This is a genomic window from Streptomyces sp. NPDC093261, assembly GCF_044753645.1.
In the GTDB taxonomy this organism is placed as follows: domain Bacteria; phylum Actinomycetota; class Actinomycetes; order Streptomycetales; family Streptomycetaceae; genus Streptomyces.
On the sequence record NZ_JBIVNO010000036.1, the window covers coordinates 1 to 15,804 of the forward strand.

The 15,804-nt window shown below is 70.2% G+C and carries 15 protein-coding genes and 1 tRNA gene; 6 read left to right on the forward strand and 10 right to left on the reverse strand.

Annotated features, from left to right (window positions below; all coding sequences use genetic code 11):
• Positions 1-99: 99 nt before the first annotated feature.
• The 4 genes from ACIP94_RS37445 (at position 100) to besC (ending at position 4,255) form a co-directional block, all read left to right on the forward strand.
• The gene (locus ACIP94_RS37445; protein WP_402436426.1) at positions 100-1,191 is read left to right on the forward strand and encodes a 3-isopropylmalate dehydrogenase; all 1,092 of its coding nucleotides are present in this window, start codon (positions 100-102) and stop codon (positions 1,189-1,191) included.
• 38 nt (positions 1,192-1,229) lie between these two features.
• The gene (locus tag ACIP94_RS37450) at positions 1,230-2,429 is read left to right on the forward strand and encodes an argininosuccinate synthase-related protein (protein WP_402436313.1); all 1,200 of its coding nucleotides are present in this window, start codon (positions 1,230-1,232) and stop codon (positions 2,427-2,429) included.
• 261 nt (positions 2,430-2,690) lie between these two features.
• On the forward strand, positions 2,691-3,449 hold the full coding sequence (gene besD, locus ACIP94_RS37455) for an L-lysine 4-chlorinase BesD (RefSeq protein ID WP_402436315.1): 759 nt from the start codon (positions 2,691-2,693) through the stop codon (positions 3,447-3,449).
• Between the two features lie 35 nt (positions 3,450-3,484).
• Positions 3,485-4,255, forward strand: coding sequence for a 4-chloro-allylglycine synthase BesC (gene besC, locus ACIP94_RS37460; protein WP_402436318.1), 771 nt, complete (start codon positions 3,485-3,487; stop codon positions 4,253-4,255).
• A gap of 83 nt (positions 4,256-4,338) precedes the next feature.
• Here besC and ACIP94_RS37465 read toward each other — a convergent pair whose 3' ends face one another.
• The 4 genes from ACIP94_RS37465 to ACIP94_RS37480 form a co-directional block, all read right to left on the reverse strand.
• The gene (locus tag ACIP94_RS37465) at positions 4,339-5,859 is read right to left on the reverse strand and encodes a hypothetical protein (protein WP_402436321.1); all 1,521 of its coding nucleotides are present in this window, start codon (positions 5,857-5,859) and stop codon (positions 4,339-4,341) included.
• A 67-nt stretch (positions 5,860-5,926) separates the two neighbouring features.
• Positions 5,927-7,804 carry a BTAD domain-containing putative transcriptional regulator gene (locus ACIP94_RS37470; RefSeq protein WP_402436324.1) on the reverse strand — a complete coding sequence of 626 codons (1,878 nt, stop codon included), beginning with the start codon at positions 7,802-7,804 and terminating at the stop codon, positions 5,927-5,929.
• Positions 7,805-8,096: 292 nt separating this feature from the next.
• Complete coding sequence (locus ACIP94_RS37475) at positions 8,097-9,134, reverse strand: DMT family transporter (protein ID WP_402436327.1); 1,038 nt, start codon at positions 9,132-9,134, stop codon at positions 8,097-8,099.
• 65 nt (positions 9,135-9,199) lie between these two features.
• Complete coding sequence (locus ACIP94_RS37480; RefSeq protein ID WP_402436330.1) at positions 9,200-9,952, reverse strand: thioesterase II family protein; 753 nt, start codon at positions 9,950-9,952, stop codon at positions 9,200-9,202.
• Between the two features lie 153 nt (positions 9,953-10,105).
• On the opposite strand from ACIP94_RS37480, the gene ACIP94_RS37485 reads away from it, so the two are divergent.
• Positions 10,106-10,609, forward strand: a complete 504-nt coding sequence (locus ACIP94_RS37485; RefSeq protein ID WP_402436333.1) for an Lrp/AsnC family transcriptional regulator — start codon at positions 10,106-10,108, stop codon at positions 10,607-10,609.
• A gap of 36 nt (positions 10,610-10,645) precedes the next feature.
• Here the strand turns inward: ACIP94_RS37485 and ACIP94_RS37490 are convergent, their stop codons facing one another.
• The 4 genes from ACIP94_RS37490 to ACIP94_RS37505 all read right to left on the reverse strand — a co-directional run bounded on the left by ACIP94_RS37490 (position 10,646) and on the right by ACIP94_RS37505 (position 14,204).
• Positions 10,646-11,500: an alpha/beta fold hydrolase gene (locus ACIP94_RS37490; RefSeq protein ID WP_402436336.1), complete on the reverse strand. Its 855-nt coding sequence runs from the start codon at positions 11,498-11,500 to the stop codon at positions 10,646-10,648.
• A complete protein-coding gene (locus ACIP94_RS37495) occupies positions 11,490-12,755 on the reverse strand; it encodes an aminotransferase class I/II-fold pyridoxal phosphate-dependent enzyme (protein ID WP_402436339.1) in 1,266 nt (421 codons plus the stop codon). The genes ACIP94_RS37490 and ACIP94_RS37495 overlap by 11 nt, the downstream gene beginning before the upstream one ends.
• A 193-nt stretch (positions 12,756-12,948) precedes the next feature.
• Positions 12,949-13,176, reverse strand: coding sequence for an acyl carrier protein (locus ACIP94_RS37500; protein WP_402436342.1), 228 nt, complete (start codon positions 13,174-13,176; stop codon positions 12,949-12,951).
• A 53-nt stretch (positions 13,177-13,229) separates the two neighbouring features.
• Positions 13,230-14,204 carry a chlorinating enzyme gene (locus tag ACIP94_RS37505; protein ID WP_402436345.1) on the reverse strand — a complete coding sequence of 325 codons (975 nt, stop codon included), beginning with the start codon at positions 14,202-14,204 and terminating at the stop codon, positions 13,230-13,232.
• A gap of 389 nt (positions 14,205-14,593) precedes the next feature.
• Here ACIP94_RS37505 and ACIP94_RS37510 point away from each other — a divergent pair, with 389 nt between their 5' ends.
• Entirely contained in the window at positions 14,594-14,965 is a 372-nt protein-coding gene (locus ACIP94_RS37510) for a cupin domain-containing protein (protein ID WP_402436348.1), read from the forward strand.
• A 275-nt stretch (positions 14,966-15,240) separates the two neighbouring features.
• On the opposite strand, the gene ACIP94_RS37515 is transcribed toward ACIP94_RS37510, so the two are convergent.
• Together ACIP94_RS37515 and ACIP94_RS37520 are read right to left on the reverse strand one after the other, a co-directional pair.
• Positions 15,241-15,314 (reverse strand) — tRNA-Pro (locus tag ACIP94_RS37515).
• A gap of 118 nt (positions 15,315-15,432) precedes the next feature.
• Positions 15,433-15,792 (reverse strand): MmcQ/YjbR family DNA-binding protein, encoded by a 360-nt coding sequence (locus ACIP94_RS37520; RefSeq protein WP_402436351.1) that lies wholly within the window; start codon positions 15,790-15,792, stop codon positions 15,433-15,435.
• Between the last annotated feature and the right edge of the window lie 12 nt (positions 15,793-15,804).

A 15,804-nucleotide genomic window follows, 5' to 3' on the forward strand; every position in this document is an offset into this window, starting at 1 on the left:
CGGCTGCTGAACGGCCTGGACGACATCTCCCTCACCCTCCGCAACGAGGCGGACATCGCCGCCTACGAGGCGAGGCGTCCCGGATACAAGCCGCGCACTCTGTCCTTCGCCGCCTCCCGCGCCATCGACCTCGCCGTGATCCCCGGCGACGGCATCGGCCCCGAGGTGGTGGCCGAGGGACTCAAGGTGCTCAGGGCCGTACTGCCGCCCGAGGCCGAGCTGAGGACCACGGAGTACGACCTCGGAGCGGATCGCTGGCACCGCACCGGGGAGACGCTCCCGGACGCGGAGCTCGACTCCCTGAAACGGCACGACGCCATCCTGCTCGGTGCCATCGGGCACCCGTCGGTCCCCAGCGGCGTGCTGGAGCGCGGCCTGCTGCTGAAGCTGCGGTTCGCCTTCGACCATTACGTCAACCTGCGACCGAGCAGGCTCCTCACGGGGGCCGGCGGCCCACTGGCCGGGGACCCGCGGATCGACTTCGTCGTCGTCAGGGAGGGCACCGAGGGGCCCTACACGGGCAACGGCGGCAGCCTGCGCACCGGCACGCCGCACGAGGTCGCCACCGAGGTCAGCGTCAACACGGCGTACGGCGTCGAGCGGGTGGTCCGGGACGCGTACGAGCGGGCACGGAATCGCCCGCGCCGGAAGCTGACGCTGGTGCACAAGAACAACGTGCTGGTGCACGCGGGACGGCTGTGGACGGACATCTTCAACGAGGTGGGCGAGGAGTTCCCCGAGGTCGCCACCGACTACCTGCACGTCGACGCGGCGACGATCTTCCTCGTGACCCAGCCCGAGCGTTTCGACGTGATCGTCACCGACAACCTCTTCGGTGACATCCTCACGGACCTGGCCGCCGCCGTGAGCGGCGGTATCGGCCTCGCCGCCTCGGGCAATATCAATCCGACACGGGCTTTCCCCTCGATGTTCGAGCCGGTGCACGGTTCCGCGCCGGACATCGCCGGCACCGGCCGGGCCGACCCGACCGCCACCTGCCTGTCCGTGGCACTGCTCCTGCGGCACCTCGGACTCGACGACGAGGCGGCGCGGGTCGAGAGCGCGGTCGCCGCGGACCTCGCCGAGCGGACGGCGGCGACGGCAACGGCCCGTTCGACTGCGGAGACCGGCGACGCCATCGCCGCCCTGGCCACCGGGCGCCTGCCGGCCGACATGGTGAGGGCGGTCTGACGGTGCGCGCACCCCTGGAGCACGAGAGGACCCGGCCCATGCGTACGTCCCCTATCAGGTCGTTCCGCGAGATCGCCACAGGCGGCACGGACATCACCGCCCCCCTGGTGACGATGTTCAGCGGCGGCCTGGACAGCACCTATCTCCTGTACCGGCTGAAGGAGATGGGGGCCAGCGATGTCCACGCGCTCACCGTCGACCTGGGCGAGGGCGAGTCGCACGAGGCGAAGCAGGAGATCTGCCACCGGCTGGGCGTCAAACTGCACGTCCAGGCGGGGACCCGGCAGTTCGTCGACGAGTTCGTCCGCCCGGCGGTCTGCGCCCAGGCGGTCTATCTCGGCACGCATCCGATCAGCTCCTCGCTGAGCCGGCCGCTGATCGCCCGGCTCGCCGTGAACCTGGCGCAGGAACTGGGGGGCGAGACGGTCCTCCATACGGCCAACCGGTCGCAGAACACCCTCCGGCGCCTCAACGGAGCTCTGGAACTGCTGGGTTACCGGGGACGGTACGGCAGTCCGTACGACCTGGAGCCCGTCGACCGGTCCCGGAAGATCGAGGAGCTCACCGCCGCGGGGCTCCCCCTGATGAGTGAGCGCACGATCTCCAGCGACTCCAACCTGTGGTGCCGCGAGTTCGAGTGCGGCGCCCTGGACGACCCCGAGAACTTCTCGGTGCCGGAGCACCTGTACCGGTGGACCCGGGCGGGCGGCGCCCCCGCCGAGGAGACCGTGGAGGTCGGTTTCCTCGGTGGCGTGCCGACCTCCGTCGACGGAATCCCCCTGGCGCTGCCCGAGATGATCGGCACACTGAACACCCGGGTCGGTCGGCACGGGCTGGGGCGGTACAGCGGCCTGGAGCACCTCGCCGACGGGGTGAAGGTGCTGGAGGCACGGGAGATGCCGGCGGCCTGGCTGCTGCTGCGCTCCTACCGGCAGCTCGAGAGTGCCGTCCTGCGCTTCGAGACGATTCGCGAAAAGACCCACCTCGAACAGCTGTGGGTCCGCGAGGCTGTCGAGGGCCGCTGGTACGGGGAACTGCGGCGCTGCGCCCAGGCGTTCATCGACACCTGCGCGGTCGAGGTGACGGGGTCGGTGAGGTGGCGGCTGGGCACGGGCCGGGCCGACGTCGAGTCGATCACGGCACGGCATCCGCTGTACCTGCGCGACCGCGACAGGTGGGAGCAGGCCTCCGTCGCCCGCGAGCTCTCCGGCTTCGCCGCGGCGACCGGCTCGGCGTAGCCCTCCCTCGCGCGACGGGCTCGGCGTGGCCCGTCACCATCGCAGTCGGCTTCACGTACGTCCTCACCCCCCGCGACGAGCTGGGCAGGGACCCATACCGCTGCGGTGGGCTCGGTGTACACCCTCACCGCCGTGGGCGGCCACGCGTGGGCCCACCTTTGCGGCCGGCTCGGCGTCAGCCCGCACGGCCGAGAGGAAGGCAGTCGGTTCTCCGCCCGTCGACCGCGTCGGGCGGCCATATCCGCGAGAACGGAGAGCAGCATGGGCAACAGCGCGCCGCAACTCGACGATGTTCCGGTCCGTCCGGACGGCCGCCGGCTTCGCCGGATGGCCGAGCACTTCCATCGGTACGGCATGGTCACCGTCACGGACCTGATCGGCGAGGCGACCCGCGGGCAGGTCCGAGCGGAGACGGACCGGCTGCTCGGCTCCCACGCCGAACGCCGGGACCTGCGGCTCGCCACCACCGGCTTCACCCGCCGCTCGATGTCCGTCGTGCCGAGTGAGGTGATCCGGGACAGCGGCGGCCCGATCGCGGACCTGTACTCCCATCCGGATCTGGTGCGGGCCCTGGAGGACATCGCGGGCGAGCGGCTGTACCCGTGCCCCAAGAGCGACGAGAACTTCCTGATCACCCGTCAGGAGCGGCGCGGGGACACCCACGGTTGGCACTGGGGAGACTTCAGCTTCGCCCTGATCTGGGTAGTCCAGGCGCCACCGATCGACGTCGGCGGCCTGCTGCAGTGCGTCCCGCACACCTCATGGGACAAGTCGTCGCCGCAGATCCACCGGTACCTCGTGGACAACCCCATCCACACCTACCACTTCGCCTCCGGTGACGTGTACTTCCTGCGTACCGACACCACGCTGCACCGCACCGTCCCACTGCGCGAGGACGCCACCCGGATCATCCTCAACATGACGTGGGCAGGGGCGCGCGACCTGAACCGCGACATCGCCGCGGACGACCGCTGGTGGGACGACCCCGGCGTCTCCGCGGCGAGCTCCATCGAAGAGTGACCACCGGACGACCACCACGAAGCGGGAGAAGCGACATGACCGAAACGAACACCGTGCGCCCCGGCACCGCCGTGTGGGACCACTTCGACAACGTCGAGACCGGGGTCCGCCGGCGTATCGCCGTGGCGGACCCGTCGGTCAAGGCCTACCTCGACGGGCTGCTCGTCCGCATCACCGAGCACCGTGCCGTGGAGCACCCGCTCCTGAACTTCTACCGCACCACCCCGTTCGACCCGCGGCAGGAGCGCCTGTTCTACAGCGAGTGCCACTACTTCTTCCGCCATCTGCCCTTCTACATCACGGGGATGGCGACGAAGACCCGGGACGAGATGATCCTGCGCGAGATCATCCTCAACGTGGCCGACGAGGTCGGTTCCGACCCGACGCACTCCACGCTCTTCGCCGAATTCCTCGCCCGGCTGGGCATCGACCGGGAGCATCTCGACCGGTACGAGCCGCTGGAGGTCACCCGGCAGCTGAACGACGGCATCCGCCGCCTGTACACCGAGTCGTCGATCTACACGGCGCTCGGCGCGCTCTACGCCGACGAGACCATGTCCTCCATCATGGTGTCCAAGATCAACGACGGTCTGCGCAACCAGGGGTACGACAAGGAGACGCGCCACTTCTGGCAGCTGCATATCGACGTCGAGGTGGGGCACAGCAACTCCGTCTTCAACGCGATCGCCCCCTACGTCGGTTCGGCAGGCACCCGGCAGGAGTTCGAGGCGGGCGCCTTCGAGTTCCTGGAGCTGGTGGAGCACTACTGGGACGGGGTACGGCAGTTGGTGGGCCTGACCGCCTGACCGGGCGCACATACGGCGCACACGGCACCGGGGCGGGCGCCCCTCCCGTGTGGAGGGTGCCCGCCCCGGCGTCGGCGGATCGGTCAGATGCTCGCCCAGGCGCTGTTCAGCGCCGTCTGGTCGAACGGCGTGTCCACCCCGGCAAGCACATGGGCGAGGGCCGCGTAGCACACCGCGTCCGCGTCCCCGACGCTCTCGGCCTTCGCCAGGCTCTTCTGCACCCGGTACAGCTGGGTGAAGGCCTGCTTGAGGTCCGGCCGCCCCAGCAGGGCCTTGATCTGCCCGGCGGCCTTGGACACCTCACCGGAGCGCTCCCGCCCCGCGACCGGCTCGCGTTCGGTGATGGTCGCGTGGGCCGCCAGGAACCGCTCGCACGGCTCGATGTGCTGTGGCTTGACGGACAACGTGTCGAGCGGAGCGGCGTTGACGAGCAGCGCGAGACGCAGCACCTCCTCCGGGGTATCGGCGCTGGTGCCCTTGGCCAGCTGGGCGTTGCCCACCACGACGACCTCGGGGGCGGTCTTCACCACGGGCACGAGGTCGCGTTCGGCCAGCAGCAGACGCAGGGCCAGCAGGTCGTCCTCGACCCGGGTGGAGGGGGTGACGACCGTCAGCTCGGCGGACCGGACGTGCTCCTCCACCGCGCTCAGCACCGGCGACAGGCTCAGGTGCACCGGCTCACCGGACGCGTTGTCGCGCGCCACCGTGCGCCGGCGCCGGTCCCACGCCACCTCGACACCGTCGTCGGAGCTGACCGAGGCGATGCGGAAGGTGCCCATGCCGGAGTCCGTGTACTCCTCGACCAGGCCTCGCTCCGCGACGGCCGCGAAGTACACGGTCTTGGCCTGGTCGAAGGGCAGTCCCTCGGCGGCGGGGCCGACCCGGTAGGCGTGACCGGACTTGATGTACGGCGGCTTGACCCAGCCGTCCGGGGCGCCGTCGTGGTCCTTCGGCGCGAGCGAGAACCGCACGGGCAGGCCGACCTTGCGGCTGAACTCGAGGTCGGGCAGGTTGTGCCCGGGGTTGAGCAGGACCGCTCCGGTCCCGAACTCGGGCTTGACCCAGTCGCCCACCCAGATGGGCAGGAGGTCCCCGGTGAGTGGGTGGCGGCAGAACCGCCCGGTGAACGCGGCGTGTTCGCCCGGGGCGAGGCCGGTGCTCAGCGGGTGTCCCGGGTGGACGGCGACGGCGCAGGAGCTGGGCAGCCCCGTCCAGTCGGTGACGAAGGTGGTCACGGAGGCAGGTTCGTCGGCGCCTGCCGCAGCTTCGAGCGGGAACTCGAAGATGGCGCCGACGGAGCGGCGGATCAGCTTGCGGTGCCGGGACACGGTCGACTGGGGCCAGCCCCCGTCGTCGTCTTTGGCGACACGGTCGCGGGCGGCGCGGGAGGGGACGTAGCGCACCTCGTCGCCGTCGCCGACGAGCGTGGCCGCTTCGGCCAGCCGCATGACGGCCTGGCGGGACGCCGGGGCGGCCGTGGCGATCGTCGCGTCCGCGCCCTCGATCGTCCGCAGTCGTCGCAGATAGGACCCCAGGGCCTCGCTGCGGAGGTTCGCCTCGGGGGATTCCGGGTCACGGATGACCAGGACGATGGTGCTCCTCACTGATGGCTCCAATGCACTGAGATGGTTCGATGTCTTGACCGGGTGACGGCGGTGGGCCCCGTAGGGCTCAGGGACGCGACAGGCTTGCGACGCACGTGGGCGCAACGGCCGGGCGGGGGCGGGACGCGCCCCACTGCGGGGCGGCCGCCGGCGGTGTTATGCCGGGATCGGCCGCGGGCGTCTCGGCCGCGAGCTGACCGGCGTACGCGTGGAGCAGCTCATGGATCACATAGCGCCCCGGGATCGAGGTGCCGAGCAGATGGGCGTCGACGAGTGATTCGAGCAGGGCGTCGGCCTGGTCCAGGGAGATGCCCGCGAGTCCTGCGACCGTGTAGGTCTCGATGTGGTCGACCGGCAACTGCCCGAGCAGCCGGAAGACGTGCCGCTGGGCGCGGCTGAGTCCCAGGTAGGACTGGCGGAACACCTCGACCAGCCCGCCGTCCTCGGCCTCGAGGGTGGCCAGCCGCTGCCGTCGGCGGGCGAGGCGGGAGGCGAGGTGGGCGACGGACCAGGAGGTGCGGTGGCGAAGTTTGGCGGCGGCCAGCCGGATCGCCAGCGGCAGCCGTCCGCACCCGTCGACAACGGTGTCCACGGCGTCGCGCTCCGCCGCCGCACGCTGGGTCCCGACCATCCTGCCGAACAGGTCCCGGCCTTCCGCGGAGGTCATCTCCCGGAGCGTGAGGTGACACGTGGCGATGAGATCCGTGAGCCGGGTACGGCTGGTCACGATGGTCAGGCAGCCGGGCACCCCGGGCAGCAGTGGGAGGATCTGCTGAGTGTCGGCCCCGTTGTCCAGCAGGATGAGAGCGCGCCGGCCGGCGAGGACCCGACGCCAGGTGGCGGAGCGCTCCGCCAGCCCCTCCGGCATTTCGTCCGGGGGGAATCCGAAAGCGGTCAGCAGCGTGCCCAGGGCCACCGCGGGGTCCAGCGGCCGGCCGTCCGCTGCGCAACCGCCCAGGTCGACGAAGAGCTGAGCGTCGGGGTACAGCGGGGTGAACGCGTGAGCGGCGTGCACCGCCAGTGCCGTCTTGCCGATGCCGGCCATGCCGTCGATCGCCACGACCGCCGGGGCGGCGGAGGGCGGACGCCCGCCGTCGGCGTAGCCGTGGGCGACCTCGGAAAGCGTGCGCATCTCAAAGGCCCGGCCCGTGAAGTGCACGGCGGCGCTCGGCAGGTTGTTGGTGGCGAGGGCGGGGCGGGCCGACGGCCGGCCTTCGCTGCGCAGGATGCGGTGGTGCAGTTCCCGGAGCTCGGCGCCGGGGCTGACGCCCAGTTCGCGCCGGAGGATCCGGCGGGTCTCCTCGTAGACGGTGAGCGCCCGCGCCTGCGCGCCGGAACGGTAGAGCGCCAGCATCAGCTGGGCGACGAGTCGTTCCCGCAGCGGGTTCTCCGCGACCCAGGCGGACAGGTCGCCGATGACGGACTCGTGGCGGCCCTGGGCCAGCTCGAGTTCGACCCGCTCCTCCATGGCGGCGAGCCGCAGTTCCTCCAGTACGGCTGTCTGGGCGCGCAGGGCCGGGCTCTCGAGGCCCGTCAGGGCGGGACCGCGCCACAGCCCGAGCGCGGCGCGGAACTCCTCCAGGGCCTGGCTGAGGCGTCCCTCGTCCCGATGGTGGCGGGCGCGGGCGACCTGTTCGGTGAAGGTCCGGGCGTCCAGGCGCCAGCCGTCGAGGGCGAGACGGTAGCCGTCCCCGGCGAGCGTGAGTCGTTCGGCGATCTCCGGATGGGTCCCGCGCAGGTCGGACGCGACGTTGCGGATCTGTTTGGCGGCGGTGGCGGGCGCCCGATGCTCCCACACGGTGTCGATCAGGCGGTTGAGGGAGACGGGTTCGCCGTCGGCGAGGAGCAGCGCGCCGAGGACCGTCTGACGCTTTCTCCCGGACAGCCCCAGGCGGTCGAGACCACACCACACCTCGAGCAGACCTAAGACACGGCACTCCAACACGGGCCCTCATGCCTCCAAAACGTCACTCGGTCCAGGCAACAGCTACTTCTATTTTCGGCGTTCCACGATCCGGGGCCGCAAATTTTCGGACACCCCCGGGCGCGGACGAATTAACGGCGCGAGCTTCTGCGGGTGGAAGACGGGCTGCCAGGATGACCGAAACTCGTCACCGGTTCGTCCGGCCCCGGCGGGCCGGACGAAGGGGCAGGTGCCCCCGCCGGGACGGGGGGTGACCAGCGGGGTGCACCTGCCCGGTCTGTCACCGGCGGCTCGGCTCGCCGGTCGTCGTCTGTCAGCGTGCACCGGCCTCCGGCACGACCGCGTCCCGCACTTGCGGAGGGACGGTACCGCCCGGCGCTCCGGAGGCGACCGGCTCCGCGTCGCCCACCTCCCGGGCGGTGGGCTGCGGATCCTCCTCCTGAACGGAGGGTTTCGCAGCCCGACGTCCGCTGACCACGGCGAGAAGGGCACCGCCCAGCATGACCACGGCCGCGCCGCCCTGGGCCCAGGTGAACGACTCCCCGAGGAACGCGAAGGAGAACAGGGTGCTGAACAGCGGGACGGCGAACATCATCACCGAGGCGGTGGAGGCGCCGACGTCCCGGATGCCGCGGACGTACAGCAGGTAGGCGACAGCGGTCGGGCCGATCGCGAGGTGGACGGCGTTGAGCCAGAAACCACCCGACAGCTCGCCCCACCGAACGCTGCCGAACTCCGGTACGGCCATCACCGCGAGCGCCAGGGAGCCGGCGACGGTGGAGTACATCACCGCCAGCACCGGGTCCATGCCGACGACCAGCGTGCGGTTGAGCAGGGTGTACACGGACCACACGGCGGCACCGACGAGGAAGATGGTGTCACCCATGAGCCGGTCGGAGCCGCCCACGCCGTCGGCGGTGGTGGCGACGAAGAACAGCGCCGCGCCGCCGACGCCGACCACCAGTCCGGCGATGCGCACGGGCCGTGCCGACTCGCGGCCGCTCAGGATCAGGACGAGGGACGTGATGACCGGTGTGAGCGCAGGGAAGATCACTCCGCCGTCGCTCGCCGGGGCCATGGTCACTCCCCAGAAGAACAGCGCGTTGTACCCGAAGACGCCGACTATGCCGGCCACGCAGGCACCTAAGACCGCCTTGAACGGCGGGCTCTGCTGCGGTCGCCGGAAGAGGGTGATCAGCAGCAGGACCACGGCGCCACCGCCGAACCGGAACAGGGCCGCGACCTCATGCGGGACATGCTCCGTCGCGTACTTCGAGGAGGGGAAGGCACTGCCCCACAGCACCATGGTGAACAGGAGCCAGCCGTAGGCTCCGAGGGGTTTGGTCTTCATGTCGCATCACGCTCGTTCGTCTTCTCGAATCCAGTGGCCGGCCCGGCGGCCGTACCGTCGGGCCGTCAGCCGCCGCGCAGGGCTTCGGCGATGACGCCGTGCACCCGGGAGGCATGCGTGAAGATGGCGAAGTGGTCGCCCTCCAGCAAGTGCAGGGTGAACCGCTCGGTCGTCTGCTCCTGCCAGGCGGCCACGTGGGCCACGGTGGCCCTCGGGTCGTCGGTCGCGCCGAAGGCGGTGAGGGGGGTGTCCAGAGGCGGTTCCGGCGTGTACCGGTACGCCTCGCTGACCGCGAAGTCCGCGGTGAGGAGCGGGTGGAGCATGCGCAGCATGCCCGGGTCGTTCAGCACCCAGTCGGGGGTGCCGCCGTGGTGCCGCAGGATATCCGCCAGCTGCTCGATGGTCAGTTCCTCCAGCCGGGAGGAGTGCTCCCCCACCTGGGGGGCGCGGCGCCCGGCGACGAAGAGGTGCACCGGCGCCGGCGCGCCCATGCGCCGCAGCTGCCGGCACAGTTCGAACGCACAGATCGCCCCGGTGCTGTGACCCAGGATGGCGTACGGTCCCTCGATGACCGCCGCGACGTCCTCGGCGAGCGCGGTCACCAGCGGGCCCACCTCCCTCAACGGGGTCTCCTGCCTGCGGGTCTCGCGGCCCGGCGGCTGGACGGGGCACACCCCGATCCAGTCCGGCAGCCCGGCGGCCCAGGCCCGGTACGCGGAAGCCCCCGCGCCCGAGTGCGGCAGGCACAGCAGCCGGACGTCCGCCTGCTCGGCCGCGCCGAAGGGCAGCCAGGGAGTCGTGGTGCGCTGCGTGCTCATGACCCTCTTTCTCCGTCGTGGATGCTGGTGGGGAGCAGCCGTGCGAGGCCTGGCGGAGCAGGCCCGCGACTCCTGTCGGTCACAGCCAGAAGCTTGGCAGCTATTTCGGAAAGTCGCCACAACCTCCGAAACTCCTGCGATAGATTAGGAGGCATGCCGAATTTTGATGAGATCAATCGCGGTCTGTTGCTCGAACTCCAGAAGAATGCGCGCCGCTCCAACCGGGAGTTGGCGCGCACGCTGGGCATCGCCGACTCGACGTGCCTGGAACGGGTGAAGAACCTGCAGCAGAGCGAGGTGATCCTGGGGTACGGCGCCGAGGTGAACCTGGACGCGCTGGGCCGTGGCCTGAAGGCGATGATCGCGGTGCGGATCCACCCGAAGAGTCGGCACGCCGTCGAGTCCTTCCGGGAGTTCGTGCTCGGCCTCGACGAGGTCCTGGACGTGTTCGTGGTGTCGGGAAACGACGACTTCCAGGTGCTGGTGGCCGTGCAGGACCCGCAGCACCTGGAGGACTTCGTACTGGACCGCATCGCGCAGTTCCCGTCGGTGGCCGACCTGAGTGCCTCACTCGTCTACGAACACCTGCAGCGGCGCCCGGTGGAGATCCTGGCGCCCAAGCCGAAGCGGCGCCGACCGGTCCGGCCGTTGACCTGACGGGCACAGGGCGCGGCGCGGACCCCGCAGGCGGGGTCAGCGCACGGAAGTACCGGCCTGCCGGCCCGCCCGGTGCATGAAGGCGGCCATCCGCCCGGCCGCCCCGCCCGGGTCGGTGAACAGCGCGTAGTGGCCGCCGGCCGGCAGCACGGACAGCTCCGCCCCCGCGACCAGGGCGGCGGCGCGCCGCGTGTGGAGGTGGCTCACCATCTCGTCATCCTCCCGCGCGACGAACAGGGACGGGATCCGCAGCCGGGCACAGGCCGCGACCGGGTCGTAGTCGTTCGTCGCATGGATGCCGTAAGCGAACCGGGTCAGCGCCTCGACGTCCTGACGATAGGGCCGCGTGACCATCCGCGTCAGCTCCTCGTCGGAGAGGCCGAGCACGGCCGACTCATTGCCCCGCGGCCGTACCGCCTCGTGGTAGAAGCCGGCGCGGCCGTGGTCCGCGGAGATCTTCGCGCACATGTCGAAGACGGCGTTGCCCAGCCGGGCGCCGGGGCTCCCGGTGAACAGCAGGGCACCATCGACCGAGGTGAAGGAGAGCGCCCGCTCGCCCAGCGCGTGGGCGACGAACAGGCCGATCGAGGCACCGGTGCACCAGCCGGCGACATGGGCGCGGGTGATGCCGAGCGCGTCGAGGACGGCCAGCGCGTCGGCGGTGTGGTCGTCGAGCGTCACCCGGCCGGGGCCGTCCGTCCCGGGGCTGCCGCGCAACTCCCAGGTGACCAGGTTGAGCCCGTGCGCCCGGAACTGTGCGCCCAGGCCCGCCGCGAGCGCGTTCTGCATCCCGACGGCGTTGGAGAAGAGCACGGCAGGCGTCTCGTCGTCGCCGCAGACGGCGACGTCGAGGATGACCCCACCACCGCTGCGGACGGTTTCAGTGCGCACCGCGCATCTCCTCCAGTGCCTCGGCGAACCTGCGGATCCCCTCGGCGACGACCGACTCGTCCGGACTCAGGCTCAGCCGCACACAGCGGGTCGCGTGCCGCTCCAGGAACGGCGAGTCGAACGGGGGCACGAAGAAGTGGCGGCCCGGCACCACGAAGACCTTCCTGCGCTTGAGCTCCTCGTACATCGCGAGATCGTCGAACCAGCCGTGATCGATCCACAGCCAGCAGAACATCCCGCCCTCGGTGGCGTGCAGGCGCCAGTCGACCGCGTCGGGCAGCAGTTCGTGCAGCAGCTTCTCGGCGACCTGGCGCTTGCGCCGGTAGTACGGCTTGATCACCTCCTGGGTGAGGGTGTCGAGCACACCTGTGTCCAGCGCCCGTTCGGCCGTCGCCTGGATCAACTGCGGGGGATGCAGATAGGAGTTGGCGGTGAAGGACAGCATGGCGTCGATCGCTCCCCGGGGGCCGATCGCGAAGCCGAGCCGCTCGCCGGGCAGGCCCGCCTTGGACAGGGTGAAGCAGTTGATGACATGGGGGTGCAGCGGCGGGTCCACGGAGTCCTCGGCGACCGAGGGGAACGGATCGCCGTAGGCGTGGTCCAGGAACAGCGGTACGTCGCGCTCCTCGGCGATCCGGATCAGTCCGGCCAGGGCGTCCGCCGGGATGCTGCGGCCGGTGGGATTGCCCGGGCTGGACAGCAGCATCATCCCCATGGAGGGTTCCCGCCGCACCGCGTCGAGGTCGAAGGTGTAGCGGAAGGAGCGGCCCTCGAGGATCTCCACGCCGGGGGCGACCCCGACGATGCCCCCCTCGTCCATGCTGAGCCCCTGGTACCCGGTGTAGTCCGGGACGGACGGCAGCACCAGGCGCCGAGGGCCGCCCGGGTAGGGGCCGGTGAAGACCGTGGTGGCCATGAACGCCAGCATCTGGCAGCCCGCGCCGACCAGGACGTTCTCGGCCGTGATGGACCAGCCGTAGCGGCGGTTGAAGTAGCGCACGATGGCGTCGACGAGCCCGTCGGAGCCGCGTGAGGGACCGTAGCGGCCGCCCGCCTCCGCGAAGCGCCGCGTCAGTGAATCCTGCTGCAGTGCGAGCCAGGTGCCGGTCACCTCCGGGATGTGCGCCGGGTTGCCCGGGCTCAGATTCACCCAGGTTCCGCCGGAGGGGTCGGAGGCGGCGAGGGCGATGTCCTCCATGATGCTGCGGATCCCCGACAGACCGCCCATCTTCGCGCCCCGGGGCGAGAATTGCACCGGCTCATTCCTTCCGTTCAGAGCACGCGTCGTTCCCGTGCGTCGTCGTGCGGTTCGCGTGTGGAGCGGGGCCGTGACCCACGTACGGGGGAACACCGGGCCGCCCGGTGTCCCCCCGTGTTTCCGAGCGGCTGTCGTGGTCCGTCCCGGACCCGTCAGCGGGCGCCCTCGGGGGCCCGCTGACGGCGCGGCGTCACGACACCGCGGCGCGGGACTCCAGGTGGGCCGAGATGCTCTTGATCGTGGAGTGCCGGAACAACTCGTCCATGGGCACTTCGATGCCCAACTCCTGGGTGATCGCCCCCTGTATCTCCGCCATGACGAGCGAGTGTCCGCCGAGGGCGAAGAAGTCGTCGTCGGGGGAGATGTGGTCCAGCTTGAGGGCGTCTTCCCAGATCTTGCCGATCTTCTGCTGAATCACGCTGTGTCCTTCCTGCCGTGACCGACCGGGTGACCGGGCCGGGCGTGGGCGCGTCAGTGGGTGTTCTTGAGGGCGAACGGCTCGCCGTGGGCATTGGTGGTGCGCAGCCGGTTATGGCCGTAGGTGTCCCGGCCCGAGACCAGGACGGCGCCGTAGTCCTTCAGGTCGAAGTCGTGCCCGTGCGCCGTGTAGGAGGTCTGGTCGGGGTAGACGCGCACATGCGTCGGCACGTAGCGGGAGGTGATCGCGAACCGGGTCTCGCGCTCGGTGATGTTGGGCAGCGAGCCGTGCACGCAGGAGGCGGTGAAGATGAGGGCCTCGCCGGGCTGCAGCTCCACCTCCGCCACGTCCTCGGGACGCGGCTCCCAGTCGGGGTCCACGGCGAAGTCGGAGAAGTCGTAGCCGTAGAAGCCGGTCTCCTTGGTGAACGTGGTCACGTGGTCCGTCCCGTAGCGCGCCTCACGACCGCGCGCCGGGGACTTGGCCTCGTCGAAGATGCGCTCGCGGTGGGAGCCGCGCACGAACTTCATGCAGCCGGTGCGCTTGGTGGCCGGAGTGAAGGTCGTCCACACGGTGATGTCGATGTACGCGTTCCAGTCCGACTCCGTCGGCAGCAGTTGCGGCTTGCCGGTGGCGTAGCTGTAGTCACGGACCTGGTGCCACTCGGTGCCCCGGGAGCCGGGGAACTTGGCGAAGAACTCGGTACGCCACGACAACACGTCGGGCCCGAGGATCGCGTTGAGGTACTTGAGGATCGTCGGGTGGGTGACGTGCCGCGACAGCTCCGGAATGTCCAGGTGCCGGTCGTAGTTCATGCTGTTGTTGAACACCGAGTGGGTGGTGTCCTGGTTCTTGACGCGCACCTCACGCAGGATCTCGGCCGCCTCGTCGGGCTCGTAAAGCTTGACCGGGCCGATGAAACCGTCCTGCATGAACCGCGTGATGTCGTCCTTGATGTCCTCGGGGACGATCGCGTCGTCGGCGATCGCCACGCCCGAGCCGGCGGGCCCGATCTGAGTCTCGGTCATCGTGAGGTCACGTCCTTTCAAGGAATCCTGAACTCGTCGAAGTCGTACCGCCACACGGCCCGGTGCGGTCCCGGAAAACGCGGAACAGCGAATGCGCCGTCGTGGAATCGACCGGGATACAGGAACGTGCGGTGCCTTTCGTGGACCATCCTTCGCGGCCCTGTCCTCGCATGGTCCTCGTCGTGTCCTCGAGGGTGCGGGTTGACAGCCTGACATCCGCCGTCCGATGCTGACGGCGGTCGTGACCTGGCCGGAAGCTCCGTGTTCACCCCCCGGCCGGCGAAATTCCCTACGACACGCGCAGGTTCGGCGAAAAACCCTCCGGGATCGCACGGGCTGCTGCGACCGGCAGTCGCCCGCCCCGACGGCACGCAGAGCGAGGAGAGTCCATGGCCCGTCCGGAAGCACCCGTCAACATCGAAGAAAAGCTGGCGAAAGTGACCGAGCACTGGTCACCGAAGACGGTTCTCGAGGCGAACGGCCTCGAATTCAAGGCGGTCAAAGTCCAGGGTGAATTCGTTTGGCACAATCACCCCGAAGGTGATGAACTCTTCATCGTCGTGCGGGGCGAGCTGACCATCGACCTCGAGGACCGCCAGAGTGCGGTGGTGAGGTCCGGGGAGATGTTCGTCGTGCCGCGCGGCGTCCATCACAGGCCGCGCGCCGAGCGGGAGTGCGAGATCGTCATCATGGATCCACCCGGCGTCGTCAACACCGGTGAGGTCTCCAGCAGCCTGACGGCCGACGAGGAATGGATCTGAGGGCCCCGTTCCGGCGCACATCCTGCGAAGGATCGCCCGTCATGGATCGCTGACCACCACCCAGCGCTGCCTGCGGACGTGCACAAGATCACGACCGCCGGCGCGGCACTCTCGGCGCACCTGAGTGTGCCGCGTGCCCCGCGCTCCCTGCCGGGCCCGATCGTCGTCAGGCGCCAGGGCCGGTCAAGGTCGCTGCTCCCGACCGGTCCCCAAGAACGATCAAGGGCCGGTTTCGGAATCCTCCGAAACCGGCCCTGACCTGCGACTCTCACAAGTCGGGACGACAGGATTTGAACCTGCGACCCCTTGACCCCCAGTCAAGTGCGCTACCAAGCTGCGCCACGTCCCGTTGCCCGCCTGACCTGGGGTTTCCCCCGGCCGAACGCGCACAGAAACAATACCGCACTCGGGACGGTGGTCGCGCACCCGTTTATGCGCCCTTCACCCCTGTCGCCACTCCCCCGTCGTCACCGTTCGGCCGGCAGGCCCAGCTCCGGGTGGTGCTCCAGGAGCCGGGGCGAGGCCGCCTGGCGCCAGGAGTCGGCGAGGATGTCCCGCAGTTCGGCCTCGTTTTCCAGGGCGGCGAGGCGCACCCGGATCCAGGCGAACTGCGCCTCGTGCCCGGCCACCCAGAACTTCCCGGGCTCGGCGAGCACCAGCTCGTCCCGCTCCTCCTTGGGACAGCGCACCGCCATGGACGTCTCGTCCTCGGGCAGCGTGGCGAACATCTTCCCCGCCACCCGGAAGGTGGGCATGCTCCAGGCGGTCTTCTCGGCCGTCTCGGGCAGGGACAGGGCGATACGGCGTACGTCTTCGGCGTCCGGCATGCTTCGCACCGT